Origin of the sequence: Spirosoma aureum (assembly GCF_011604685.1) — a bacterium.
GTDB lineage: Bacteria > Bacteroidota > Bacteroidia > Cytophagales > Spirosomataceae > Spirosoma > Spirosoma aureum.
Genome location: NZ_CP050063.1, coordinates 985,486 through 1,012,315, shown reverse-complemented (window position 1 = coordinate 1,012,315; position 26,830 = coordinate 985,486). Strand labels below are relative to the sequence as shown.

Below are 26,830 nucleotides of genomic sequence, written 5' to 3'. Positions count from 1 at the left end.
CCCCCCACTTTTCATTTGCCGCTACTCAGTTTTGAGGCTTTAGCTTCGTTCAGTTCTTTCAGCAATTCGGCTACGGCAGTATCCAGCTGGCTATTCTTATCGGTATAGCTCTCGCCAATTGGCCGCGATACGGCAATATCTACAGGCCGTGGGGCCAGCTCCATATTTTTGCCGGTATTGTCTGTGATTTTAGAAAATGGTAGCCGCAGATTTGAGCCATCGATGAGTTGCGCGGCCGATGTATAGATAATCCACCCCGCCGTAGGTTCGCCAACTACCTTACCAACTTTAAGCGTCCGGTAGCCTTCCGTGAAATCTTCGGCATCGGAGAGCGAGTGCTGATTCGTTACCAGAATGGTAGGCGTTTCCAGTGCACGCTGACCCAACTGTGTCCTGGCCGGAGCCGACGGTAGTCCGCGTGAGGTCATGGTCATGTATCCTTTCCGTGTAAACACATCGAGCGCATACGCATTCACGAAACCGCCATTATTGTTCCGAACGTCAACCACCACTCCTTCCCGAGCGTGATTATCTGCGTCCAGATCGAGGCTCAGCTGCGCCAGCGATTCGGCCGACATATCGTACATGTGTACGTAGCCGAGTCGCCCCCCGCTGACCTTATCGACATACTGACGTTGCTGTTGTACCCACTGTTTGTAAAGCAGTCCTTTCTCTGTCGTTTGATTGACTGGCCGGATGGTCACCTCACGTGGAGTTCCATCAGCCGAAGGAGCCACCATAAGCGAAATTCGCCGGTTCACCTGGTTTTCAAGAAGCTGATCAAGGTTGGTCAAGGCTGTTATTTTCGTATCGTCGATAGCCACTAAGTAATCGCCGGGTTTAATTGTACCCGACAGGGCGGCAGGGCTTAGCGCAATGACCTCTGTGATTTTCAACTTGCCCTTACTTTCGTATTCGTCCCGGTCGAAACGAAGCCCAATGCGACCCGTAGTCGTTTGAACCGAACCCGCCGGAGCTGAGATACCCGAGTGCGACGCATTCAATTCACCTAACATCAGGCTAATCAGACGACGAAGCTCGTCGGGTGTACGGGCACCAGCGGCCAATGGCTCATACTCGGCCCGAACCGCTTTCCAATCGGCGCCGTGGAAGGTGGAATCGTAAAAACCTTTGCTCTGAATATCCCAGGCCTGCCGGAAAACCTGTACTTTTTCATCGCTGAAATCGACGTCCATTTCCGCTGTCACGTTTAGCGGTTTGGCTTCTCGCCTGTCCAGGGTTATAGACTGAATTCTGCCCTGTTCCAAATAGAAAATCTCTTTACCATCGGGCGAAAATTGCGCGCCGTTTTTATTTCCAGCGGTTGAGGTAAGTTGTCGCGCTACACTTTGCTCACGGCCTAGTTCATCAAGCGAGTAGGTATATAAATTCTGCTGACCAGCTACGGTTGCGATCAACAACAGCGTTTTTCCGTCTTTACTGATTGTATGTGCATCTACATCTACGCCAACGGGCAGCAGACTCAACCGCTGACGAATATCCTCAAAAACGATTTTTGCAGATCCTCCCTTCTCTACTTTAGCCGTATCGCCTAATACTCGTGCCGTGGTATCGCGGGTGGTTGTCTTGGCGGTGGCAGGTGTTGTTGGTGCAGGTTTCAGCGTCTTGGGAACTTCTTCATTAAATAAATCCCGAAACTGGTCTTCCCGGAATTTAGGCGAACGCGGAACCAGATCGATGCGGGCAATTTGCGCAGTTTCGGTTCGCTGGGTCGTTCCGAACAGGATGTATTTTCCATCGGGACTCCAGCTAACGTTACCGCCAAAGGTATTGGCCAGGAAGCTAACTGGCTTGCTTTCGCCACCAGCAGACGGAATCACTGAGATATTTCGAAAGGTTTTGGCTCCGTATGAAGCAAACGCAATCCATTTCCCATCGGGCGACCAGACAACAGACCCGTTAGACCCAAACGGCGGGCGACCCAGATAGGCTTTTTTCAACAGTCGGTCTTTTTTTGCGGACAAGTCAAGCACACGAAGCTCCTGACCATTTCGAACAAAGGCCAGCGATTTACCGTCCGGAGAGAATACAGGGGAACCATCATCCAGCGAACTGTCTGTCAGGCGGGTTTCGTCGCGCGTTGCGAAATCGTAACGGTAAAGATGAGCTACACCGTCGCGGGTCGATACATACACAAGGCTACGGCTATTAGGCGTCCATACGGGCTGCGATTCGTTGGCTGCGCTATGGCTAATTCGAGTAGCATCCCCCCCGTCTTTGGCAGATGCGGCAAATACCTCTCCATGAGCAATAAATGCAATTTTTTTCCCGTCGGGCGATAAAGCCATTTCGCGAAACTGATTGGTTAGTTTCAGGTGCTCAATGGCAGGGCTTGCGGCAACACCCCGAAGTCTGATCGAAACAGGAGCGGCCTGTCGGCTGGCTACATCGTATTTCCAGAGTTGAAAATCACGCTCAAAGACAATAGCCCGGCCATCGTAACTAATTGATGGCCACAACACCCGACCGCTGTTGAATGTGGTCAACATTGCGGGCTTGCCACCAAGGGGGAGTATCCATAGATTTTGCCCCTGGCTGCGATCCGACACGTAAAAAAGCGCTTTCCCATCCTGATTCCACATCGGCCACAGTTCCTTGGCCCCACCTTCGGTAAGGCGCTCGTAAGCCGAACCTGTTTTTTTTGCGTCGATACGATACAGCCAGATTTCAGACTCATCCAGATGGCTATGCCCTTTGCGCCACCATTGGTTTGATGCGATACCCCGCGCCGAAAAAGCCAGTGTTTTGCCATCTGGCGAAGGCATTCCATAAAACTCATTGGCATAACGGTCGGCCGTTATTGCCATCGGCGTCCCCCCAGAAACAGGCACCCGATAAATGTCGTTCATACCGGAAATATCGCGGCTGGTCGATTGAAAATAGACCATCTTACCATCACGCGACCACGCGTTGAGCACTTCAGCGCCATCATCGTAGGTAAGGCGTTTGATCGTTCCCGTTTCCAGTGCCAACAGGTAAATATCACCGTTGCCCGAGCGCGACGAAGCGAAGGCCAGGTATTTACCATCCGGCGAATAAAGTGGTCGCGATTCATTATCGGGATGTGATACCAGCAGTCGGGCTTCGCCCCCTGATGCAGGCACGGTCCAGATATCACCGCCCGATACAAACGCGATCTCGGCTCCATCGGGCGAAAGACTCGGCTCAGCAAAGGCAAATTTGGGGGCCGGCCCAACCGGTTGAGTCTGCCCCAATACCGGGGAGGTCAATGAGGCAGCCAGTAAAATGCGAAAAAGTAAAGTTGTTGACGTGCACATTCAAAGAGCTTGGTTAACTTTTGAGAGGAATCTGTTCGTTGACAAAAGCAGATACAGTACTTGTATCTGCAAACAAATTAACCTAAAAATAAGACCGCTTCGGCAGGAAGGCAAGTACCCAGACAGTATGATGCTACTTCAGATAATTATAGGCAATGATAACGCCAAACGCAAAAACGATATGCCCCAGAAACAGCGTGACTAAATAATGCTTTAGAGGTATTGCCGGTGGATTTGGATGAATAGCAAAGAATCCATACCAAAACGCAATAGCAACAAGCCCGCTGCCAATCCCCAGCCAAATGCCTGATTGTAAATCCGGACTACCAATTCCCCACGACCACAGTAAGCCATAACACAATGCGAACAGAATGCCAATAAAATAGTGGGCAATGATTCCGACTGAAATAGCCCGTGGCCGATCCGATAATTTTCCATCGGGCGATGTTTGAAAGGTCAGCATTGTCCCCAGAATTTTCACTACCTTCAGGACCCGTTCGGTCAGGAAAGTCATAGCATACATAAAGGCCGTCATGAGTGCTGTGCCGACTACACCAGCCAGACTAATATCAAGTATGTTCATTGGTCAGGATCTTTTGTATGTTATGCCTGTTCAGTTGTATTAACTTAAATTTAGCCGTATCTGCTTAATCCGTTAGGCTATGTCCTCTTACATAATCCCTGCTCAAACCCGCATTGGTCACGTTCATCTTAAGGTCTCAGATCTGGACCGTGCTCTGGCATTCTACTGCGATTTGCTTGGCTTTTCGCTCATAACCACCTATGGGAAAGAAGCGGCCTTTATTTCGGCCGGAGGTTACCATCATCATATTGGGCTGAATACATGGTATAGCAAAGATGCCCCGCCAGCCCCCGTTCGGGCAGCAGGTTTGTTTCATACGGCCATTTTATACCCAACCCGTCGGGATCTGGCGGTAGCCCTACAGCGGCTTATCGAGGCAAAGTACCCGATTACCGGTGCGTCAGATCATGGCGTGTCGGAAGCATTGTACCTCAATGATCCGGATCGGAATGGCGTTGAACTCTACTGGGATCGCCCAATGGATCAATGGCCTCGTAAACCGGATGGCTCCATTGACATGTATACGCATTCTCTGGACCTGGAAGACCTGCTGAGCGAGATTTAGTTTACTCTTCCAAAAGCTAGCTACTGCTGAAGCAGTTCGGGAGGTAACAGACTAATGGACTGAACCTGAATATTTCGGTAAAACACCTCAGCCCCTTCCGACTGTAGTTGAATCTTCCCTTTTGTAAGCGGAACAGTCTGGCCATTGACCAGATGGCGCGTATGTGTCAGAACCAGATTGACTTTTCCGTTCATCACATGTAGGCAGGTATCGCCAAAGCAGTAAAGTTCCAGCACATTCCATTGGCCAGAGGGCTTTTCACTATCAGGATTTTTAAGGCATGACCGGCCAACTGGTGTTTTATCCTGAAACGTTACCAGTTCAGCTCCGGGTTGATAAACGTAGGCCCCCTTTTCATTTTTGCGAGCTGTAATATCGGCCAGCACGTTCATGACACCCCAGTAGTCACCACAATCACCTTCCTGAACCTGCAACTCGAACGATTCCATCCACAGCATTGGTGTACCATGCGGGCCAACACTGTGGTAAAGTAGCCCACTATCGCGGGGACGGTCGAGTTTGGGTGGCCATTTCTGGGTTCCCCATTTGAACTCTAGCCGCAGATGGTAGTTTTCAAACTCGGCCAGTGTATTGATACCGCCAAAAGTTTCGCCCGATATCCGTAAAGCGGGTTTACCGTCTATTGTAACTACCGAAAACACATGGTTGGGGTCGTTGTTCAAGCCCAAAGGTGGCGTTTTACGATCCGGACTGTCTTTGACATAAGGTTTATCCAGGTATGTTTCCCAACCGCTAAAGTTCTTTCCGTTAAATAATGATTGCCAATTACCTGGCTTTTGAGACGGCTGCGCAACGGCAGAAATACAAACGAGCAGGCTGGCACAGGCCGTCAGAAAAAGTAATTTCATTGCTATAAGCGCTGGTTAAATAAGGGGATCCGCTTTAGGCTAAACGTTTTCAACTTTTACGCGAACATTCGGTTTACGTCGGCATAGTTCTACTTACTCGACGTTATACTATGAAACAGTTCATTATTCCCGTTCTACTCGGACTGGGCCTGGCCACTAGCTGCCAGAAAAAAGAAAACTCAAAAGGAGTCAATACCGGCGATCTCGATAGTGCGAAGGAAACCGTTTCGATGATCGGCAGTCCCAAACTACTCTATACATTGCCAGAAAAATACAACACACCCGATGGCATGGCACTGGCTCCCGACGGCTCCATTTTCCTTTCAGTTCCTAATCTGGCCGACAATAGTTATCCCGGCGTTCTGGTAAAGTTTGCACCCGACTCGGTTCAGTTCTTCACAGGCTTGCCCGTACATCCAGATACCAAACATGCCTGCCCAATGGATCTGGCGTTTGGGCCCGATGGCAATCTGTACTACGCCGACAATCAATTCGAAAACGACAAGAATTATAAATCCCGGTTAATGCGGGTGCGAATAAAAAATGGCAAAGCACAAGGTGTGGAACCGGTTGTTACGGGTTTTGGCTTATCGAATGCGGTCGTGTGGAAAGGCAATACGATCTATGTCACCGACAGCCAATGGGACATGCCCAACAATGACAAAGGCAGCGCCGTATTTCACTTTACGCTCGATGAGTTAAACAAAGGACGTATTTCACTGAAGACCAGAACGATAGACTCTCATATTCTGGCAACCTTTACAACGGAGGTCAACGAAACAGGAGTCGACAATGGCGCAGACGGACTGGATTATGACAGCAAGGGCAATTTCTACACGGGCTCTTTTGGCGATGGAACGCTCTATAAACTAACACTTAAACCCGATGGAAGCCTGGCCTCTAAAGCTGTAGTGAAGGTGAGCGAGAAGATTCCATGCGTAGATGGCCTGATCGTAGATCGTAAGACCGATCTCATCTATCTATGCAATTCCCGTATGAATGCGGTCATGCGTATTGCGCCGGATGGCAAGGTGACTACGCTCGTGCAGAACGGCGATACAGACGGTAAAAGCGGGCAAATCGACCAGCCCGCCGAAGTACTCCTGAAAGGTAACCGATTGTATATTACCGACTACGATAAACCAGAGAAGAAATTTGTCAACACCAGGGCCGACGATGTTCATACAATGTCGTACGTTGACTTATAACAGGTAGCGCGGCCGAAAAGCCGCGCTACCTGTTTACTATAATGGTTGCAATTTTAAGTTCTTCCAGCGGACCTTGATACCACCGCCATCGTGGATTTGCAGGGCTACTGACCCTTCACCCTTTCCGATTTTTTCGTCGTGAAGATCGACCATTTCAGTACCATTGAGATAGGTCTGAACATGATCGCCATCAACCCGAATGCGAAGTTTATTCCACTCTCCAGGTTTCAGAATATTTTCTTTCTCGTCGGGGATTTGTACGAGCCAGTTCCGGCCATAGGATTCATAAATGCCACCCGTGTCGTGGTTGGGTGGGGCTACTTCTACTTGCCAGCCACTAATTTTGGTGCCATCAATGGTGGAACGAAAAAACACACCACTGTTTCCGTTAGCCTCCTGTTTGAATTCGAGCGATAGGTCAAAGTTCTTGTAGAATTTTTCGGTTGCCAGATAGCCGTACTTCTTATCAGGACCGCTCTCGCAGATGAGTTCTCCATTTTCGACATACCACTTTTCTGTACCATAAATCTTCCATCCAGAAAGATCTTTTCCGTTAAAAAGATTGATCGTTTTAGTTGGAGCCGTGAAGGCCAGAACGCTCAGCACGAAGCCAATGGCAATAAAATACTTCATTTAGAACAGGGAGTTAGAGTTAATTTTTATAGTTGCAAAATCTCATTCTGTTGCGAATGAGCCCACAAAATTACGTTATCGGCTAGCCATAATCACACAAACCGGGGCCGGAACTTTCACCGACTGACCCGTGTAAGTTAGCTTGCCTGTTTTCTGATCGCGCTTAAAAATCGTGATATTGTCCGAATCCTGATGAGCCACGAAAACAAAATCCCCTTTAGGATCAATCAGAAAATTGCGGGGCGTTTTGCCTTCTGTGGGCTGGTCAGCCACCTTCGTTAGCTTTCCATCACTACCGATAGCGAAAATAGCCAACGTGTTAGCACCCCGGTTAGACTGGTATAAAAACTTGCCCGACGGATCAATGTGGATGTCGGCGCTGGTATTCTGGCCCGTAAAATCAGCAGGAAGCGTTTTAACATTATCCTCAATTACGGTCAAGGCACCCGTTTTCGGATTACGGGAAAGTACAGCCACGGTCGAGGTTAATTCTTCGACCAGATAAGCGTATTTCCCATTCGGATGAAATGTAAAATGGCGCGGCCCAGAACCAGGCTTTACACTGACGTAAGGCGTTGAAGCGGGTTTCACCGTACTAGTTTTGGCATCTACATCGAAGATATTGAGCTTATCAGTGGTCAAATCAGCTACGTAGACAAATCGATTATCGGGTGCCAGCGTTGCTGAGTGAACGTGTGCTTTTTCCTGACGCTTTTCATTCGGTCCTGTACCAGCGTCCTGAACGCTATCGGCGGCTGCACTCAATGTGCCGTCGGCGTTAATCGGCAGCACCGCCAAACTCCCACCCCCATAATTAGACACAAATGCCGTTTTTCCAGTCTGATCGATGCTGATATGACAGGGGCCTCCCCCAAGTGACGACTGGCCATTCAGAAATTGAAGCTTACCGGTTGCCTTGTCAATGGCGTAGGCGCTAACACCGCCAAGTTTATCGGCCCCTTCGTTGACCGAGTACAGGTATTTACCCGACGGATGAATGGCCAGAAAAGACGGGCTTTTCGCGTTTGAAACGGACTGAAGGGGTTGCATTGTACCCGCTGCCCGATCAAATTCAAAGACATAAACGCCTTCGCTCCCCCGAACAGAATACGTACCAACGTACATAATTTCTTTACCAGACTGGGCTTGTGCGGCCATACTTAACCCAAATGAAATTCCTAAAATACAGTTGCGTAATTGGTTCATATACGTAATGATGAGTCTGTGTAATAAGCAGAGATTTCACCTAAACTACCGATGTTGGTCGTATTGGTTAGCAGGAAGTGTGCTTGCTAACTGGTTCCATTCTGATTCCGTTAACGCTGGACTTTCTTCCGTCTGCATACACTCCGTCAATTGTTCCATTGTGCGGATACCTACCACCGCCGAAGCAACAACGGGATGATGTAACGCATAGTGAATGGCCGTAGCGACTGGGTTGCGCTCTGCATTGGATACAGCCGCAATTGATTCGGTAGCCTGTTGTACCTCATTGGTAGTATAGTTCAGGTAAGGAACAGCCGGTTTATTGATCAGCAAACCCTTCGCCAGGCTACCGCGAGCCAGAACACTGATCTGATGCTCATGCAACAAGTCTAAGCAGGCCTCTTCGGGCCGGCGGTCGAGTAAACTGTATTGCATCATTACGCTCACCATGTTCGATCGGGTAATCCACTCACGGATCACAGCCGGGCGAATGGACGAAATGCCATATTCCCGAATTTTCCCCTGATTCTTTAGTAGTTCAAACGCTTCAATCGTTTCGTCGATCGGGTCATCAAGTGTACCGCCGTGGAGTTGGTAGAGGTCAATATAGTCCGTTTGTAAACGGCGTAGGCTTTCATCAACGGCTTGCAGGATGTACGCTTTTGTTGGATTCCAATCCCAGCCAGAACCGTCGGGTCGCCACTGGTTGCCCACTTTCGTGGCTAATACGACTTGCTGTCTCATCCCGGCCAATGCTTTACCGACCATTAATTCATTCTGACCGTGGTCATATAAATCGGCGGTATCGAATAACGTAATGCCGGTGTCGAGGGCGCGGTGAATTAAGTGTGCGTTGTCAGTGTAGTTGCTCCCCAATGACATACAGCCATAAGCAATTTCGCTGACAACGAGATCGGAATTTCTAATTGATCGGTGGTTCATATGGCGTGCTTTCCCCTACAAAATCCATGATTTTTTCTTATTTTAGCAGTATAATAAGGAAATAATGCAAACAGAATTCTTTTACATGAACAATAGTATTAAAACCGTTAGCCAGAATCCTTTACTTTTGCAAAATAATTGGCTCTAGTAAAAGCTGGTATCATTAAAACCTAACTTTTCGTTACCCTTCAATATCCTCAATTATCTCTATGAAACGAGTTCTGATTGTTTTCGCAGCTGTGGCAATGCTGTCTTCCTGTAATAGCAAGAAGCGGCTGGCCGAAATCAAATCCTTACAAGAGGCCCGTGACAAGGCTGTTGCTTCTTTGAATGACTGCGATCAGCGTACGGCTGATCTTCGGTCGCAATTATCAGCGAAAGACACTGATCTGCAAGGTAAAGACAAACAGGTAAATGACCTTGTTGCTCAGATTGATTACCTTAAGAAGACAAATACAAACCTCCTCGACCGGATGTCTGATCTGTCGATTGTGAGCAAGTCTGGTGCTGAAAGTATTAAAAAATCGCTTGAAACACTGAACGAGCAAACGAAATACACCAATAACCTTAACTCCTCAATCCAACGTAAAGATTCGTTGAATCTGGCACTGGTGATGAGCCTGAAACGCTCACTGGACGACATCAACGATCAGGACGTTCAGGTTGAAGTGAAAAAAGGGGTTGTGTATGTGTCGCTTTCTGATAAGCTTCTGTTCAAATCAGGCAGCTATGAGGTTTTACCAGCTGCTGAAGTTGTACTGGGCAAAGTAGCCAAAGTGGTTAATGATCACAAAGAACTCGATATTCTGGTTGAAGGCCATACGGATGCAGTTCCCATTGCAACAAGTGCCATTAAAGACAACTGGGATTTAAGTGCATTGCGCGCTACGTCGGTTGTACGAACATTGCAAGGCAAATTTAGCGTAGCTCCCGAGCGGATGACCGCTGGTGGACGTTCAGAATTTTCACCGAAGGATGATAACACAACCTCTGTTGGCCGTCAGCAAAACCGCCGGACGGAAATTATCATTACGCCGAAAATGGATCAGTTCTTCAACCTGTTGTCGAGCGGCCAAGCTGGCGGAAGCAAATAGGTAGCTCTAGAACTCTTACGTAAAAAGCGGTTATAGCCTAGAAGCTATAACCGCTTTTTCTTTACAGATTTCCTTTTGCCTTCGTTCGTAGACTTTATTTACGCAATTGCAATCGTAAAGGAGGCATTGAAAACATGACCAGGTTCAACATGCTGGATGGCCTCTTTGGCCTCAATTGGCTTCTGTTGTCCTTCGCTATCGGCGCAACCTAACCACGGCTCTACACAAACGAACGGCGCACCTGGCTTAGCCCAGATGCCCAGATAAGGAAATGCCGGATAGTCGACGGTTACGCTGTGAGCATGCTTCTCGGTTCGGATGGCAACACGCCGGGACGCCAGGTTTTTGAAAACCAGCGCATCCTGATCGAAGAGGTGTTTTGTCAGCAACAGTCGACTTCCTTCGGTCGCCACGGGCTTTGTCTCTCCGTTGAAATAGCCTACCGACGATAGCATGTGTGTTTCCAGGGCTTCAGCCTGCTCAAACTCAATAAAGTAGTCTTCATAGGCTTCATCTGGTTTAAAAGGTACCGCAAACGCCGGATGCGCCCCAACAGAGAAGAAAACAGTTTTTTCGTCTTCGTTCACTACCCGATAAGTGATCGTAAGGGCGGGGCCGTTCAATTCATAAATGATCTGAAACTCAAATTCATACGGAAAGTGTATTCGTGTCGATTCGCTGGAGCGTAATGAAAAAACAGCATGGGTCGCCGTGGACTCCGTTGTTTCAAAGGTTGATTGTCGGGCAAAACCGTGTCGTTCGATCGGGTACGTTTTCCCATCGACCAGGAGCTGATTATTCAGGCAGCCACCGACTACCGGAAACAAATTTGGGGCATGCCAGCCCCAAACGCTCGGGTCGGCCTGCCAGAGGTGTTCAATACCAGTTGATTTATGAAAGATGGACGTTAATTCGGCTCCCTTGGGACGAATGGATACGCGAAGGTGGTGGTTTTCTAGAGTCGTCATATCCTGCAAAACTAAAAAAGCCGCTCAATGTTGAGCGGCTTTTTTAGAATTTGGTGACCACCGGGACTGTGGTCTGCTTGTCTGGTTTAGAACCGGAAGTGCGAGAACGCTTTGTTGGCTTCGGCCATACGGTGCGTATCGTCCTTCTTTTTCACAGCTGCGCCTTCACCTTTTGCGGCTGCGACGATTTCGGCTGCTAACCGGTCTACCATTGTTTTTTCACCCCGCGAACGAGCGTACCGGATAAGCCATTTCATGCCTACCGCGACCTTCCGATCAGCCCGTACTTCGGTTGGCACCTGGAAGGTAGCTCCACCGACGCGACGGCTTTTTACTTCAACTGATGGCATGACGTTGTTCAATGCCTTTTTCCACGTATCCAGACCACTTTCGTTGGTGCGTTTTGCGACCACATCAAGTGCATCATAGAAGATGGAGTACGCCAGGCTCTTTTTGCCTTCGTACATCAGGTTGTTAACAAATTTGGTTACGAGGACCTCCTTATATTTAGGATCGGGTAACACGTAACGCTTGGGCGGTTTCGCCTTTCTCATGATTTCTTCAGATTTTTGATCTTACTCTGAACGTAGCCCGCTCTGGAGGAGCTTTCCAACGCCCAGTCTTTGTTTAGTTGTACAGTAATAAAGATTTATAGTAATAAAGTGTATTGTCGAGTTATCAACTGTGTAGCTTTATGACTATCTGACTTTATGACTATTTTTTCTTGCCTTTTGCTGGCGGTGCACCTTTGCCACCTTTAGCTGGAGCCTGACCTGGTTTCGGACGTTTCGCGCCATATTTCGAGCGGCTTTGCAGACGACCGTTTACACCAGCCGTATCCAGAGCACCCCGAACGATGTGGTAACGAACACCCGGAAGATCTTTTACCCGACCACCCCGAATCAGCACGATTGAGTGCTCCTGCAGGTTGTGGCCTTCGCCCGGAATGTAAGCGTTTACTTCCCGTCCGTTCGTCAGGCGAACCCGGGCAACTTTACGAAGAGCCGAGTTTGGCTTCTTCGGTGTCGTGGTGTACACACGCGTGCACACGCCCCGACGTTGTGGGCAGGCGTCAAGAGCCGGCGATTTCGACTTGAATTCAAGCTTCTCGCGGCCTTTACGCACTAATTGTTGTATAGTAGGCATTCTTTAAATTGTTTACAAAAAACAGTCTTCCCGAAATTTGAGGTGCAAAGATACGGAAAACTGTTTGAATGCCAAAGCATAAGGCTACGACAAAATATAAAAGTCGCTGGATAAAAGAGGTTTATCGGGTAGACCCAGATTCTTCTCTTGTCCAGCGACTTTCAAGTAGAGTAAAACGCTATTTTGCCGATTACGCCTGCCCAACGGGTCCGCCAAAGCCACCCGTCGGAAATTTGAAGCTATCAGTAGGGTTATTGATATCACCATAGGCCTCTTCGAACCGGCTGATGTTTTCACGGAGGGCTTCCAGCAGTCGTTTGGCGTGTTCGGGAGTCAGAATGATACGGGCTTTCACCTTAGCCTTGGGTACACCCGGCATGAGACGAATAAAATCTAGAATAAACTCACTGTTCGAGTGAGCGATCATGGCTAAGTTAGCATATACACCCTCGGCGATTTCTTCGCTTAGTTCGACATCAATAGAGCCGTCGGGGTTTTGTTGTGGCGGAGTCATATAAAGCGCTATTTTTGACAAAAATACAGTAAAATGTACCTCTCCCTCTTCAGGACATGACTATTCTTACAGTGGCTTGAATAAAAACGTTTCAATCTTCCCCTGTTTATCCTGGCTGATGTAAAAATCGAGGGCCGACTGGGCAAACGTTGCCTTATAACGGGCAATCCCGTCTTTTACGCCCTGCGACTCCAGGGAATCCCATTTTCCTAACTGGCTTTTAAACTGTCCCATTATCTCTTTCATCTTCTCGAGAGAAATCTGTTGTTTAAACGCCGTACCCATCAAACTGTATAAGGAATCTGGCTGACTGTTGTTAATAAATTGCTGCGACAATTTAGCCAGCGAGTCTAACTTACTCATTTCCAGTACAGAAGTCGCAGGCGCTTTATCTGCCGTTTGTGCTGAAACTGCCAATGACGATAAACCAAAGGCAAGAAATAAAATAACCTGTTTCATCGGGTTAGAATTAGTGCGGGGTAAAAATAGGCCAAACAAGAAGGCAACCGACGGAAATTAGGACTACCTACCTTCTCTTCCTTTAAATGGATTATCTGCCGGATGAATGGTCGGGATTCTGTTTCCGCACGATAACGGTCTGGCTGTCCTAAATTTTCCCATACCATCCGATACGATATTATTCGGCAATAATGTATATTTACAGAATAATACTATATATATTGCCCTGTCGGCAAATGAATATACAATCTGATTTAATTCCTGGTATTTATAATTACTGTGATGCCTGGTGTGAGCGCTGTTTGTTTACCAGCCGGTGCCAAAGTTTTCAGATTCAACACGAAACAGGATTAACCAATCGTCCAAACGCTGGCGACGATCTGGTTCAGCAGCTGACTGAAGCACTCAACCTGACCAGAAAATACGTTGAGAATCTAACCCGCGTCCAGAACCTTACGGATAAGGATAGACCAACGAACGAACAAGCGCTTGCTCTGGAAGAAAAGGCCGTCCGACGAATCGACAACCAGGGCCACGTGGTGTCAAAACTTGCCAGCAACTATTTACGAACGACTGGCCTCTGGCTTGATGAGGAGAAAGGATTATTAGAACAAGCAGGCCAGCAGCAAATCAGAGATGTAGAGTTGGGATTACGAACGCAGGAAGAAGCGATGCCCGTGCTGCACTCGCTGAAAGATGCCTGGGAAATGATTCGGTGGTATCGAACATTAATTCCGGTTAAGACGCAATCGGCGCTCCGGGCGTTGGCCGAGCCCACCCACGATTCACAACTTACTACCTATCACCTTGGAAAGGCTAAGTTAGTACTGGTTAGTATCGATCGATCGTTACTGGCCTGGCAGACAATTATTCAGTTTTTTCCAGAAAAAACCGACGATTTACTTGATCTGATGGCTCTATTGAGTCGTCTGCGCCGGGAATTAGAGACGCTACTCCCCGACGCCAGGGCTTTTCAACGACCAGGTCTGGACTGACAAGCGGTTTTACAGTAGTTGACATCAACCCCTGTAAAACCAGAACCATAAATTACTTTTTAACGATTGCAATCTCCACCCGCCGGTTTTTCTGCCGCCCTTCGTCGGTATCGTTTGTGGCAACGGGTTTTGTTTCGCCAAACCCTTTACTGGCCACACGATCGGGCTCGATCCCCTTGCTGATAAAGTATTCACGAACGGCATCAGCGCGATCCTGCGACAGCTTAGCGTTTATTTCGTTAGAACCCGTGTTATCGGTATGCCCCCGAACTTCGATCACTAATTTAGGAGCTTCATTCAGCGTAGTCACCAGGCGGTCAAGTTCAGGGCCAGATTCGGGGCGAAGTTCGGCTTTGCCGGTATCAAAGAAAATATTATTTAGCCTTACGGACTCACCTATCTCGATCGGAACCAGCTTTAATTCCTGGCCTTTTATCTCCTGAAATCCCTTCGTCTGGGTCAAATCTACATTGTCACCTTCAGCAATAAAGTCTTTAGCAATGGCTCTCATGCTGTATTTCTGGCCATAAGGCAACACGATTTTATATTCGCCGGTAACGGGGTCAGAAGTCGCTTCGCCCGCTTCGGCGCCATCGGGCAACGTTTGATAGACAATTCGGGCTTCAATGGGTTTACCTGTTTTCTGATTGATTACCTTTCCACTGATGAGCGCTACCGGATCTGGACGGGTAACATCGGATTTACCGGCTACATCATCTCCTCCACCCAGCTTACCCGGCTGGTTAGTGGGTTGATCATCCGCCAATTTTACGCGAACGATATCGCCTTTGCCAAGTGTATTTTTGAAGGTCGTCAGGTAGGCATAATCGCCTGAGGCTGCTAAAGTGTAGTAAGCATCGTAGCCATCGGTATTGACTTTTGGACCAAGATTAACGGGCTTCGACCAGTGTTTCCAGGTTTTGTCAACGCGTTTACAGACATAAATATCATTACTCCCCAGCCCTCCTTCGCGATTGCTCGAAAAATAAAGTGTTGCCCCATCTGGAGCCAGAAACGGGGTTGTTTCGGTAAACTTGGTATTCACTTCTGAACCCAGATCCATCGGTTTTGTCCAGGAGCCGTCTTTCTGCCGAAAACTAACATAAAGATCGTCTTCTTTGCTGTTTTTTTTCTCACTGAACGCCATCAGCAGCACCTTTCCATCGGCAGACATGAATCCACAATCGAATTGGCCTTTGCTCATGTTCACGTAGTTCGGGATATCTATTTTCTGTGGCGGAGTCCAACCACTGGCCGTGCGTTTACTAATCGAAAAGCCACGCGTTTCGTAGGTACCGTTCACATACTGTCCTTTGATGAGCATAGTATTACCGTCGGGGGTAATGCTGTAGGCACAGTTATATTCGTCTTTATTGAGCGGGAAACCCATGCGCCGGGCCGGGCCCCATTTCTTACTGGCAGCATCGAAGTCAGAATACCAGATATCCTGACTTCCTTTAACGCCATGCGTATTATTTGGGTGGCTGATCCGGGCAAAATAAAGGGTCTTGCCGTCAGGCGAAATCATCGGATTAATCTCATTATATTCCGAATTGACCTGATTACCAAGATTTTCAACTTGGGTATTCGACGCACTGGCCGATTTTGTAGAATCTCGTCCTCGCGCAGGTTCACCGGCTTGACCACTGACCGTCAGGGAAAGCAGCAAAAAAATCAGACTGGCGGCAACAGTACCGTTGGCATTCATACTATAAAGCAAAGGATAGTGGGATAATCTGTAGTGAAAACGACGAATGAGACGAGTTTTGTATACACTGAATCGCTGACCGTATCTATTATAGGTTAAATTGACAGCCACTAATTCCATAATACAAATTGAGGTGTCTTTTAGTCTAACCCACCACCCGCAGCTTCGCAAAACTCAGCAACAGCACTTTCTCTCCGGCGGTCTCAAACTGGATGGTCGCTTTACGTTCGGTACCATTAACATCTACATTTTTCACCATTCCAAACCCAAATTTAGCGTGCTCAACACGTTGCCCAGCCGCAAGATCGGCCGTGCTGGTAGGCGCAAAATCGGGCGAAGGCGTGTGCGAGGCAGCCGATTGAGGAGTTTGAGACCGAGCGGTTTTCTGCGCCAGCGACCGCACAAAACTCATCGAACCAGTCGATGTGCTTTCGCTCTTATCCCGCTCCGGACGATCGAAGTCCAGCCGACTGGGGGCTGAACGTTGCTTTGACACTTTCAGATACTGTTGGTCCATTTCCAGCAGAAACCGGCTCGGTTCGCACATCTTCAGCCGACCGTAATGATAGCGGGTTTCGGCATAAGACATGGTCAGTCTTTTTTCGGCACGAGTAACGGCCACATAAAACAGACGCCGTTCTTCCTCCAGATCATTGCGACTTTCGAGCATCATCTGACTTGGGAACAGATCCTCTTCCAGACCAACTATGTGAACATTTTTGAATTCGAGCCCTTTAGCCGCGTGAATGGTCATCAGGGTTACCTTGTCATTGTCGCCATCGTCTTCTTTTTCGTCGGCAGTTGTCAATAGCGAGACCGATTGCAGAAATGCGCTGAGGCTTTTGTCTTCGTTATCTGGATTATCGACAAATTCCTTAATGGCGTTCAGTAATTCCTGAACGTTTTCGTAACGAGCCAGACCCTCAACGGTCTTATCATCGTATAATTCCTTCAGCAAACCCGAAGTTTTGGCAATGTGCGAAGCAACTTCAAACGCATCTTTCTGGTCGAGAAGTAGTTTAAAGCTCTTAATCAGGGTAGCAAAGCTTTCGATAGCGAAAGTCGACCGTCCAGCAATGTGCTTACCAATGTCGGCAACAATTTCCCAAATCGAATCCTCTTTTTCGGCGGCTATGACACTGATTTTGGCAACGGTAGTATCGCCGATACCGCGCTTGGGCAGGTTAATGATTCGCTTGAAGGCTTCTTCGTCCTGCTGATTGACCGTAAACCGAAGGTAGCCAATCAGATCCTTGATTTCCTTGCGCTGATAGAACGAAAGCCCACCAATAATGCGGTACTTGATACTTACCTTCCGAAGTGCTTCTTCAAACGCCCGCGACTGCGCATTAGTCCGATAAAGAATCGCAAAATCGTTGTTTGTGAGTGATCCGTTCATCTTGGCCTCAAAAATTGACGAAGCCACCAGTCGCCCTTCTTCATTGTCCGACGATGCTTTGATAATCTCGATCAGTGAACCCTCTTCATTATCGGTGAAAACGTGCTTCTCAAGTTGGTTCTTATTGCGGGAAATGATGGAGTTTGCCGCCTGCACAATGGTTTTGGTGGAACGATAGTTCTGCTCGAGCTTGACAATTTTGACGTTTTCCTTACCGTAATCGCGCTGAAAGTTGAGGATATTTTCGATGTTAGCCCCCCGGAACGCATAAATACTCTGGGCATCGTCACCGACGATACAGATATTCTGATGAACAGCCGCCAGTTTGCGTGTGATCAGGTATTGCGAAACGTTGGTATCCTGAAACTCATCGACCATCACATGCTGAAACTTATGCTGGTATTTGTTCAGAATGTCTAAATGGTCACGGAAGAGCACATTGGTATTGAACAGCAGATCGTCGAAATCCATGGCGTTGGCCGCAAAGCAACGAATTGCATACTGTTTGTAAATGCGACCAATGTGAGGCATCCGGGCCCCCTCATCGTCTGCCTGAATCACGGCATTGTTAATGTAATCGTCGGGGCCAATGAGCCGGTTTTTAGCGCCCGAAATCCGCCCAAAAACGCTATTGACACGGTAAACCTTGTCATCGAGCGCCATTTCCTTAATAATACTACGCAACAGCGACTTAGAGTCGTCGGTGTCATAGATGGAAAAATTGCTGGTATAGCCGATGGCTTTTGCTTCGATACGCAGAATTTTGGCAAATACGGAGTGGAATGTACCCATCCAGATGTTACGTGCTTCTGTGCCAACAACCTTTTCGATCCGATGACGCATCTCACCGGCGGCTTTATTGGTAAACGTCAGTGACAGGATCCGGAAAGGATCTACACCATTTTCGATCAGATGGGCAATACGATACGTCAGAACGCGTGTTTTACCCGAACCGGCACCAGCTATAATCATCAGCGGTCCATCTCCGTGCATCACGGCTTCCCGCTGGGGGTCATTCAATCCAGAAATGTAATCAACCATACAAAGACGTTGGACATCAGGCGCTGGATGCTGGATTTGACGAAAGTCCAGTGTATGATGTCCAGCATCCGGCGTCTTTATATAACAACCAAAACTACGAAAAAATTTGGTTACGGCCGGATTGAAACGTACACGATCCAAACAAGTCTATCAGCGGCTTGTAAACAGGTTTCGATACGTTTCCCGTAATTTCCACCCCCTGAATTCACCGAAGAAAAATAGCCCCAAACGGCCAATGCGTCAGCTTTAATCTGTTCTTTCGGCCTCTAGAAGCTACGGCATACATACGCTGATCGTATCTACGCGACCGTATTTCTGAACCTGACGCTTAAAGGCCTTTCCGCATGTATACCCTGAATGGCGGCTGGCTCCGCATTGCCGGTATCACCGTTGCTGATGATACTGACCATCGTCAGTAACGGTTTTCTCCAACAACCTCTCACAGAGCTTGTCTTGGTAAGACCACTGCTCTTTAAATTTGAGAATTTCATCAATGGCAAGTCCAATTTTTCAGGCAACTAACCTATAGGCAAACCTGTAAATAGTTTAGCGTTTCAGTGTGATAAGAGATTTTATCTTTTCGCACGGCATAATTATACCTTTTCCATCCCCCTTAATAACGCGAATATTGTTTCCTCAACTAAATAGCACTTAGTAGAGCTAAAAGCCGGGAAAGGAAGCCTTAATTTCGGCATTATTAAATTAGATTTATCTCTAGAGATTAACAATTTTTTACTAAAAATATACCTTAGGAAAAGACTTTAATGCAGGCGATGGGGAATAATTTAATCCAGTATATACGTATATGAAACTATAGCTACCAGGTTATAAAAAAAGATAAAAAAGCCATCCCAATCGATAAATTCATTTAATTATCAATTGGGATGGATTGGTTTGAAGTATATCGACACTTCAATTTCTTAAAGTACAATCTCACTTACGGCACTATTTGTTGTGAAGCATTTAGTGTCGTCTTTAGCTTCATAGCTCCCAGTTTGCAATCTCTTCTCGATACTGAATTTTGTACTCTTTCTAATTTACTTAGCTCCAAAATCCAGTAAGCGAAAAGAAATATGAATAAAACCAAACAGTCCTTTCATGGTGGCTATCAAATAGTCAAATTCATTACTTATCAGTAGTCGAATTCCAATCTTTTTTTAGGGGTTTGTCCACTACTAATGGTGCATCATCAGCATATGCGGCCATTTCCTGCGTTAATAATTTCATCATCTTGTCAATTAAGCCTTTTTTGCGCGACTGGTCAGATAGGTCATTTAATTCATAAGGATCCTCTTTTATATTAAATAATTGGGTATGGTTGATTAAAGGGTATCGGATTAATTTCCAATTTTCATTTCGGATGGATCTCATACAGTTTTTATATCCGGTATACATCAACTCTCGAACTTTCTGGCCCTTTCCAGTGATGATTGGCATCAGCGACTTACCTTCCACTTTATCCGGTAACGGAGCATTACCAACTCCGGCTATCGTAGGAAAGACATCCATTAGATAAACCAATGCATCTGATCTGCCTTTTGGAATTCCAGGGCCAAAAAATAGTAGCGGAACGTGCATTCCTCCAAATTCATACAAATTCTGCTTTCCAAATAAACCATGATCACCCATCGATAGACCATTATCCCCACTAAAGATGATAATAGTATTCTCCCACTGATTCGATTCCTTTAGCGCATCAAAGATTCGGCCTATATGGTAATCAAGCCCCGTAATACACGCATAATAGTCAGCCAATTGTTTTTTGGTGTCCTGTTCTGTTCTTGGCCAAGGGGCAAGTGTTTCATCTCTAACTTTCATATCACCATTATTGAAAGGATGTAATGGCTTAAATGAAGGGGAAAGTTTAATGGTATCTGCCTGATACATTTCGTGGAACTTGGCTTCAGCAATTCTTGGATCATGAGGAACTGGTGGAGCCAAATAGATATAAAATGGACTGCTTTCTTGGTTATTCGAACGTGTTTTAAGAAATTCAATGGTTTTATCGGCTAAATTTTTACTGCTCTCAACCCTTTGCTGCCCCCTTGCGTCATCAATTATGTTTGTTTGAAAGGCTTTTACACCTTCTATAAATTCATTCCCTCCTTTACCGTAATGCCAGGTTTGATAGCCCGCATGCTCCATAACCTTCGGTAGAAAAGTGTTGGAGTCACTGGCATTTCCCGCAGCGGCTTTTTGTCCAGGTATCCTTAACCAGGAACGACCTGTCAATAACATGGTTCTGCTCGGAAGACAAACAGCGCCAATCATTGAGCCCATGGTATATGCTCTAGAAAAATGAAATCCTTTTTCTACTAGCTTATCTAAATTAGGCGTATGTACATCTTTATTACCCAATAAATGGATGGCATCAGCTTTAAAATCGTCAGCATGAATATGCAAAATATTAAGTTTTGCTTTATGGTCATTTGATGTTGTATGCCCACTTTCGGATTTTATCGAAACGGTCTTCTGTGCCCATAATAACGGTGAATAAAAAAGCAGTAATGCGTAAAGTGTTACGGTTTTCATGTTTTTTTGAATTTACTATTTCCCGACTTGTCAACTACCGGAGCAATTAACTAGAGCGCCGTGTTTAACAATGAGATATAAAGTTAAGAACTCAAAAATAACTAACCAGTAATAAGCGCTTATACACGTATAATATTTAAGTTCGTGCAAATTCCAGGAGCCGAAAATTTATTTATTATTTTTAGTTATATAACTCATAACAACGCATTAAAACTATCAATTTTGGAGCGTTTATGTTTAAATTGTGGCCATTTGGCGAAGGGCAGGTCGGACAAAAAATTTCGTAATGATAGTTGCCGAAAGAGCTTCAACAATCGTGTAAAGTGTACGAATAATGTTGTGCTTAAAAAGATTAATAATATTTTGAAAAACAATCGCTCCAAATTAGCCTATATAAACTCTCAAATTAATGGATAATTTAGAGTAAGTAGACAAAAACTTGAAACGGCTGGATTCAATTTTAATTACCATACTTTCAACTTCAGCGCAAAAAATGGAGAGCTATTTATATTTTGCTATGAGTATGGCTATCAACTTCTTAAAAATGATGAGTTCTTACTTATAAAGCAAGAGGAACAAATGTGGTTATCTTAAAATAACTCACTTGACTGTTCAGCTATTAAGTTCAATATCTGATTAACGCCAAAATACATATTGATAAACTTAGGGCTACTGGAGGAGTCAAAATTGGCTTTACAATCTTTATTTTTACATGGATTGTAACAATCTGGCAGCTTAACCAAGTCATTATTTTTCACTATAGGGCAAAAATCTCAAACGTAAGTAACGCCTACTACTAATCAGCTTAGCTGCCATTCCTGCCAACCGGCTACATCCATTCAGGAAACAGATGGTCAGTTTATTGTCATAGTACCGCTGATTGCTAAAAGCTAACCCACCTTCAAAAATTGCTAACTTGTCGAAAGTTTTAGAACGTTCAGGAAGTTAATCGATCACCACCATGACCAAATCCGACATTCAGGTGATGCCAAAGTTTTTCGACCGATACATTAATCTGGCCGAGAATATCGACATCATCGAGGCTCTGACTCAAACCGCTACTTTTGCCAGCCTGATTCCGATTGAAACCCTGGAAGCCCTGGGCGACCTTCGTTATGCACCAGGGAAATGGACCGTTAAAGATATCCTGCAGCATGTTATTGACAATGAGCGAATTATGACCTACCGGGCTATGCGCTTTGCCCGTAACGACAAGACAGCCTTACCAGGATATGACGAGGAGTTGTTCGGGCAAAACGCTAATGCTACCCGACGGTCACTTATTGATCTATACGACGAGTACGCTATTCTCAGAAAGGCAAGTATCTGTCTGTTCAAAAGCTTTGATGAGGAGATGCTAATGCGTGATGGCACCTGCTTCAATCAAACTATTTCTGCCCTGGCACTGGGTTACGTTGTGGTAGGCCACGCCCTTCACCACGCTACCATTATCCGGGAGCGCTATCTGCCCCTACTTGATTAACCAGCAGGCTATTCGCAGAAAGGGGGTATAGATGAGCATTCTATACCCCCTTTTTTGTATTTTCGCCAATTATACCTGAATCAGCTATGCTAAAACAAACTTTCCTCTTTCTTTTTCTGACGGCACAGGTTGTGCATGCTCAGACCAAATCTAAAGTCATTGTTACTGACCTGACGCGAATTAAACAGGTGGGTGGCATCGAATTGTCCCCAGATGGCCAACAAGCTATTTATACACTGACAACCATTGAGCCAAACACCGATCAGAAGGAAGAGTATGAGTATAAAACGCATATTTACCAGACTGGGCTAAAAGCCGGAGATCCCAAAGCACTGACTCGGGGAAGTGAATCGGCACGCCAGCCTACCTGGTCGCCCGATGGTCAGCGCATTGCCTTTGTACGCACCGTGAAGGGGAAAGGTCAGATTTTCATCATGTCACTGAACGGCGGTGAAGCCTGGCAGCTAACCAATAGTACGTATGGAGCATCGAATCCAATCTGGTCGCCTGATGGCAAGCGGATTGCATTTTCAAGTGGCGTAACGACAACGCAGATGCTGGCCGATTCGTTATTGAATCCAGGCAAAAACGGCCCAGCCTGGTCGCTCGAAAAACCAGGCTTTGCCAATAACAACTTCATCAAAATAGACAAAAAGATTAAAGCGAACCCTGATGGATCGCTGGCCGAAATCCGGGCATACCTGAACAAAGACGTTGACGATAAAAAAGCAAAAGTTATCACCCGACTTAATTTTCAGGGCGAATCGACCACCGAGCCGGAGATCTCGTTCACCCATCTATACGTGATCGATGTAGCCGAAGGAGCAATACCCAAACCCCTGACGCGAGGTTTCTATTCGTTTCAGGCAGGTAGCTGGTTGCCCAACGGCCAGGGTTTATTGGCTGTAACTGATCGCGATTCGCTAAAACATCCCGACCGCGAGCAGGATAATGCGATCGTGTTTATTCCTGCCAATGGCGCTGGCACCCGAACGATCGTTCTGGCCGAAGCAGGTAAAAGCTACGGTTCTCCCGAAATCTCACCTGATGGCAAGCAATTAGCCTTTCTGGTCAGTCCGTCGGAAGGGGTCAATTTCGCACAAATTGGCCTGGCATCCCTGTCAGGGGCAATGGTATCGAACAGTCAGCTTGTTACCTTCGACCGGGCTGCTGGAAACCTGACCTGGACAACACTGCCTGTTTCGGGCAAAGGCAAAAAAGCGGCACCCGGCTATGCCATCTATTTCACGGCATCGGCAAACGGTGGCGCTCCTCTCTATCGGCTTGATCCGGCGACGCGACAGGTTACCCAGCTGACAACGTTTGACAGTGGCGTAACGGCTTTCGACGTGGTCGGTGATCAGGTTGTTTTTGCAAAAACCGAAGTCGTAAACCCATCGGAATTATACCTTACCAACGCAGAAGCCAAGGCACAAACCAAACTGAGCAATCATAATGACTGGGTTGTTCAGAGGCAGCTTAGCTTGCCCGAAAAGCGTACCTATAAAAACTCGCTTGGCCAAACGGTCGATTATTGGATCATGAAGCCTGCATTTGCTGAGACTGGCAAAAAATATCCGCTTCTGCTAAACATGCACGGTGGGCCAACAGCCATGTGGGGACCCGGTGAGGCTTCGATGTGGCATGAATTTCAGTACATGTGTTCGCAGGGCTATGGTGTCGTCTATGCAAACCCGCGCGGATCAGGTGGTTACGGCCTGAATTTCCAGCGGGCTAATATTAAAGATTGGGGCACTGGCCCTGCCGAAGATGTGCTGGCAGCTGCCACCGATGCCGCTAAAGAAGCCTGGGTCGATACGAGCCGGCAGGTTATTACGGGTGGGTCGTATGCGGGTTACCTGACAGCCTGGATCGTTGGGCACGACAACCGGTTCAAGGCAGCGTTTGCCCAGCGGGGTGTTTATGACCTTACCACATTCCTTGGCGAAGGAAATGCCTGGCGCCTGATCCCGAATTATTTTGCCTTTCCCTGGACCCCCGATGCCAAAGTACTGGATGCCAATTCGCCGTACACCTTCGTACAGAATATCAAAACGCCCCTCCTGATCAAACACGGTGAAAATGACCTTCGCACGGGGCCAATTCAGAGTGAAATGATGTACAAGAGTCTAAAAATTCTGGGCCGCCCGGTCGAATACGTCCGAATGCCGGGTGCCACCCATGAACTGAGTCGGTCGGGTAATGTTCGTCAGCGTATTGACCGAATGTTAAGAATTTATGAGTTCTTCGAGCGGTACGTTGGCCCCGATGCACAGGGACTGACACAGAAATAATTTAATTTGGCAAACCCACAGGAAGCCGAGATATTCGCGATTGCAGCATAAAAGCGCTGTGATTTCAATGACTATTTCGGCTTCTTTTGTGTCATACCAGATCATGTGTCAAGTCCGGGTTGCCTTGCTTTGCAGTATCGGTTTAGTAAGTACCGCTTCGCTGTATGCTCAATCCAAAACCGATTCGTTACAGGTCAAACATGCAAACTGGCGAAGTACCCGCCTTAATCGACATATCGTTTGGCAGGAAGCCCACTTCGACAGCTTGTTTAAAGCCCAACAAAATATAAATCTGATCGTCCTCAAAAACCGGCGCCGACGGCCAACGGTAGCCCTGGCTTCTGCGGGCGATAGCCTAAAACCAACCAGCTGGTTTGGGCAGAAATTCAATGCACTGGTGGCCCTCAACGGTACATTCTTCGACACGAAAAATGGGGGTTCGGTGGATCTGATCAAGATTGATGGGCAGGTTATGGATACAACCCGCGTGTCGGGCAAACCACTGGTCGAGCACCAACAGGCCGCTATTGTAATTCACCGCAACAAGGTTCAGATTGTATTTGGCGGGAATCGGCCCGGTTGGGATCGTCAGCTATCCGAAGAGCATATAATGACAACCGGCCCACTCCTGCTCCAAAATAGCAAACCACACCCGCTGATTAAAAATGCGTTCAACGATAACCGTCACCCGCGTACCTGCCTGTGTTTAGGTCCGGGCAAACAACTTATTCTGGCCACGGTTGATGGCCGTAATGCCAATGCCCAGGGAATGAATCTTCACGAACTGACCGACTTAATGCGCTGGCTCGGTTGCCGCGATGCCATTAACCTCGACGGGGGCGGTTCAACAACGCTCTGGATTCGTTCGGTCGGTCAGGGTAGCCAGGGCGTGGTCAATTACCCGTCTGACAGTAAACAATGGATTCATACCGGCGAGCGGCCTGTTAGCAACGTCGTACTGATTCGATAAGAAACCTTCACCATTTGGCAGGAACCGATTTTCCTGAGTAATTGGTTGTTATGCTTCCTGATTTTGCGGCCACGCTCTGAGCATTGACAGTGAACAAGATGCTATCCATTTATTTTCCGCCACTGCCTAACAAGTACTAGTCGATCCACACCGATTCCCTTTAGCTTTGTGTGTTGTCACCATTACAGCAACAGCTAAGGCTGCAAGGTTGAGCAACGTACTTCCGATTCGATAAACCAACATGAGTAAACATCAAGAAGCCCTTCAGGATGCGCCAAAATTCCGGTTCTGGAAAAGTCAGATGGAAAGCAATGGCATCAAGATTAACGCTATTAATGATTTTTATATCCGGCGTCGGCATAATGGCGAAGTGCTGTTTGCCATGCTTGAAGTAGATGCCGACACCCCCGAAGGCGATAAAATTCCGCCCGCCCTGTTTCTGAAAGGCCATGCGGCCTCAATCCTGGTTTCGCTGATTGATAAAGAGACGAAAGAGAAATTTGTGGTATTGGTACGACAGCGTCGCATTTCGGATGGCTCCCACACTTACGAACACCCCGCCGGGATGGTCGATGCCGGTGATGCTCCAGATGAAGTAGCCGCCCGCGAATTAGGAGAAGAAATTGGTTTGGCCGTTACAGCCGCTGATCTTACGAAGCTAAACCCACGGCTGTGGTTCCCGAGTACGGGTACCAGTGATGAAGCCATGCATTTTTTCTTTATCGAACGCGAACTGCCACGCGACGAAATCATGGCCTTCCACCATAAAGATATGGGCAATCAATCTGAATTTGAGCGCATTACAACCGTAGTAACAACATTACCCGAAGCGCACAAAGTAGTGAATAATGTCAACGGTCTGCTGATTCATTTCCTCTACCTGCAACACGTTGGCGATTATGAAACGATGAAATTGCTATAA

At 47.1% G+C, this 26,830-nt stretch carries 22 protein-coding genes; 8 read left to right on the top strand and 14 right to left on the bottom strand.

Features of this window, described 5'->3' with window-relative positions:
- Nucleotides 1-11: 11 nt before the first annotated feature.
- Entirely contained in the window at nucleotides 12-3,299 is a 3,288-nt protein-coding gene (locus tag G8759_RS04120) for a S41 family peptidase (RefSeq protein ID WP_167205483.1), read from the bottom strand.
- Between the two features lie 133 nt (nucleotides 3,300-3,432).
- A complete protein-coding gene (locus G8759_RS04115; protein ID WP_167205481.1) occupies nucleotides 3,433-3,882 on the bottom strand; it encodes a hypothetical protein in 450 nt (149 codons plus the stop codon).
- Nucleotides 3,883-3,961: 79 nt separating this feature from the next.
- Between G8759_RS04115 and G8759_RS04110 the strand changes: the two genes are divergently transcribed.
- Nucleotides 3,962-4,447 carry a VOC family protein gene (locus G8759_RS04110; RefSeq protein ID WP_167205479.1) on the top strand — a complete coding sequence of 162 codons (486 nt, stop codon included), beginning with the start codon at nucleotides 3,962-3,964 and terminating at the stop codon, nucleotides 4,445-4,447.
- A 20-nt stretch (nucleotides 4,448-4,467) separates the two neighbouring features.
- On the opposite strand, the gene G8759_RS04105 is transcribed toward G8759_RS04110, so the two are convergent.
- Nucleotides 4,468-5,316, bottom strand: coding sequence for a 3-keto-disaccharide hydrolase (locus G8759_RS04105; protein ID WP_167205477.1), 849 nt, complete (start codon nucleotides 5,314-5,316; stop codon nucleotides 4,468-4,470).
- Nucleotides 5,317-5,426: 110 nt separating this feature from the next.
- On the opposite strand from G8759_RS04105, the gene G8759_RS04100 reads away from it, so the two are divergent.
- Entirely contained in the window at nucleotides 5,427-6,524 is a 1,098-nt protein-coding gene (locus tag G8759_RS04100) for an SMP-30/gluconolactonase/LRE family protein (RefSeq protein WP_167205475.1), read from the top strand.
- 36 nt (nucleotides 6,525-6,560) lie between these two features.
- Here G8759_RS04100 and G8759_RS04095 read toward each other — a convergent pair whose 3' ends face one another.
- The 3 genes from G8759_RS04095 to G8759_RS04085 all read right to left on the bottom strand — a co-directional run bounded on the left by G8759_RS04095 (nucleotide 6,561) and on the right by G8759_RS04085 (nucleotide 9,305).
- Nucleotides 6,561-7,157 (bottom strand): 3-keto-disaccharide hydrolase, encoded by a 597-nt coding sequence (locus G8759_RS04095; protein WP_162388621.1) that lies wholly within the window; start codon nucleotides 7,155-7,157, stop codon nucleotides 6,561-6,563.
- A gap of 75 nt (nucleotides 7,158-7,232) precedes the next feature.
- On the bottom strand, nucleotides 7,233-8,363 hold the full coding sequence (locus G8759_RS04090) for a lactonase family protein (RefSeq protein ID WP_197933087.1): 1,131 nt from the start codon (nucleotides 8,361-8,363) through the stop codon (nucleotides 7,233-7,235).
- Between the two features lie 45 nt (nucleotides 8,364-8,408).
- Nucleotides 8,409-9,305 (bottom strand): aldo/keto reductase, encoded by an 897-nt coding sequence (locus G8759_RS04085; RefSeq protein ID WP_167205473.1) that lies wholly within the window; start codon nucleotides 9,303-9,305, stop codon nucleotides 8,409-8,411.
- Between the two features lie 209 nt (nucleotides 9,306-9,514).
- On the opposite strand from G8759_RS04085, the gene G8759_RS04080 reads away from it, so the two are divergent.
- Entirely contained in the window at nucleotides 9,515-10,399 is an 885-nt protein-coding gene (locus tag G8759_RS04080; protein ID WP_167205471.1) for an OmpA/MotB family protein, read from the top strand.
- A 98-nt stretch (nucleotides 10,400-10,497) separates the two neighbouring features.
- On the opposite strand, the gene G8759_RS04075 is transcribed toward G8759_RS04080, so the two are convergent.
- From G8759_RS04075 to G8759_RS04055, 5 genes are all read right to left on the bottom strand, one after another.
- Nucleotides 10,498-11,367 carry an aldose 1-epimerase family protein gene (locus G8759_RS04075; RefSeq protein WP_167205468.1) on the bottom strand — a complete coding sequence of 290 codons (870 nt, stop codon included), beginning with the start codon at nucleotides 11,365-11,367 and terminating at the stop codon, nucleotides 10,498-10,500.
- A gap of 86 nt (nucleotides 11,368-11,453) precedes the next feature.
- Nucleotides 11,454-11,921: a 30S ribosomal protein S7 gene (gene rpsG, locus G8759_RS04070; protein ID WP_162388617.1), complete on the bottom strand. Its 468-nt coding sequence runs from the start codon at nucleotides 11,919-11,921 to the stop codon at nucleotides 11,454-11,456.
- A gap of 160 nt (nucleotides 11,922-12,081) precedes the next feature.
- On the bottom strand, nucleotides 12,082-12,513 hold the full coding sequence (gene rpsL, locus G8759_RS04065; RefSeq protein WP_162388616.1) for a 30S ribosomal protein S12: 432 nt from the start codon (nucleotides 12,511-12,513) through the stop codon (nucleotides 12,082-12,084).
- A 190-nt stretch (nucleotides 12,514-12,703) separates the two neighbouring features.
- On the bottom strand, nucleotides 12,704-13,027 hold the full coding sequence (locus G8759_RS04060) for a DUF3467 domain-containing protein (RefSeq protein WP_162388615.1): 324 nt from the start codon (nucleotides 13,025-13,027) through the stop codon (nucleotides 12,704-12,706).
- A 66-nt stretch (nucleotides 13,028-13,093) separates the two neighbouring features.
- The gene (locus G8759_RS04055; protein WP_167205466.1) at nucleotides 13,094-13,486 is read right to left on the bottom strand and encodes a DUF3887 domain-containing protein; all 393 of its coding nucleotides are present in this window, start codon (nucleotides 13,484-13,486) and stop codon (nucleotides 13,094-13,096) included.
- Between the two features lie 236 nt (nucleotides 13,487-13,722).
- On the opposite strand from G8759_RS04055, the gene G8759_RS04050 reads away from it, so the two are divergent.
- On the top strand, nucleotides 13,723-14,481 hold the full coding sequence (locus tag G8759_RS04050) for a hypothetical protein (RefSeq protein ID WP_167205464.1): 759 nt from the start codon (nucleotides 13,723-13,725) through the stop codon (nucleotides 14,479-14,481).
- A gap of 52 nt (nucleotides 14,482-14,533) precedes the next feature.
- Here the strand turns inward: G8759_RS04050 and G8759_RS04045 are convergent, their stop codons facing one another.
- From G8759_RS04045 to G8759_RS04035, 3 genes are all read right to left on the bottom strand, one after another.
- Nucleotides 14,534-16,189, bottom strand: a complete 1,656-nt coding sequence (locus G8759_RS04045; protein ID WP_167205462.1) for an OmpA family protein — start codon at nucleotides 16,187-16,189, stop codon at nucleotides 14,534-14,536.
- A 145-nt stretch (nucleotides 16,190-16,334) separates the two neighbouring features.
- Entirely contained in the window at nucleotides 16,335-18,629 is a 2,295-nt protein-coding gene (locus G8759_RS04040) for an ATP-dependent helicase (RefSeq protein ID WP_167205460.1), read from the bottom strand.
- Nucleotides 18,630-19,754: 1,125 nt separating this feature from the next.
- Nucleotides 19,755-21,161 carry a sulfatase-like hydrolase/transferase gene (locus G8759_RS04035; protein ID WP_167205458.1) on the bottom strand — a complete coding sequence of 469 codons (1,407 nt, stop codon included), beginning with the start codon at nucleotides 21,159-21,161 and terminating at the stop codon, nucleotides 19,755-19,757.
- Between the two features lie 961 nt (nucleotides 21,162-22,122).
- Between G8759_RS04035 and G8759_RS04030 the strand changes: the two genes are divergently transcribed.
- From G8759_RS04030 to G8759_RS04015, 4 genes are all read left to right on the top strand, one after another.
- Nucleotides 22,123-22,644 (top strand): DinB family protein, encoded by a 522-nt coding sequence (locus tag G8759_RS04030; protein WP_167205455.1) that lies wholly within the window; start codon nucleotides 22,123-22,125, stop codon nucleotides 22,642-22,644.
- 86 nt (nucleotides 22,645-22,730) lie between these two features.
- Nucleotides 22,731-24,938, top strand: a complete 2,208-nt coding sequence (locus G8759_RS04025) for a S9 family peptidase (protein ID WP_167205453.1) — start codon at nucleotides 22,731-22,733, stop codon at nucleotides 24,936-24,938.
- 103 nt (nucleotides 24,939-25,041) lie between these two features.
- Complete coding sequence (locus tag G8759_RS04020; RefSeq protein ID WP_167205451.1) at nucleotides 25,042-25,908, top strand: phosphodiester glycosidase family protein; 867 nt, start codon at nucleotides 25,042-25,044, stop codon at nucleotides 25,906-25,908.
- Between the two features lie 241 nt (nucleotides 25,909-26,149).
- Nucleotides 26,150-26,830, top strand: a complete 681-nt coding sequence (locus G8759_RS04015) for an NUDIX hydrolase (RefSeq protein WP_167205449.1) — start codon at nucleotides 26,150-26,152, stop codon at nucleotides 26,828-26,830.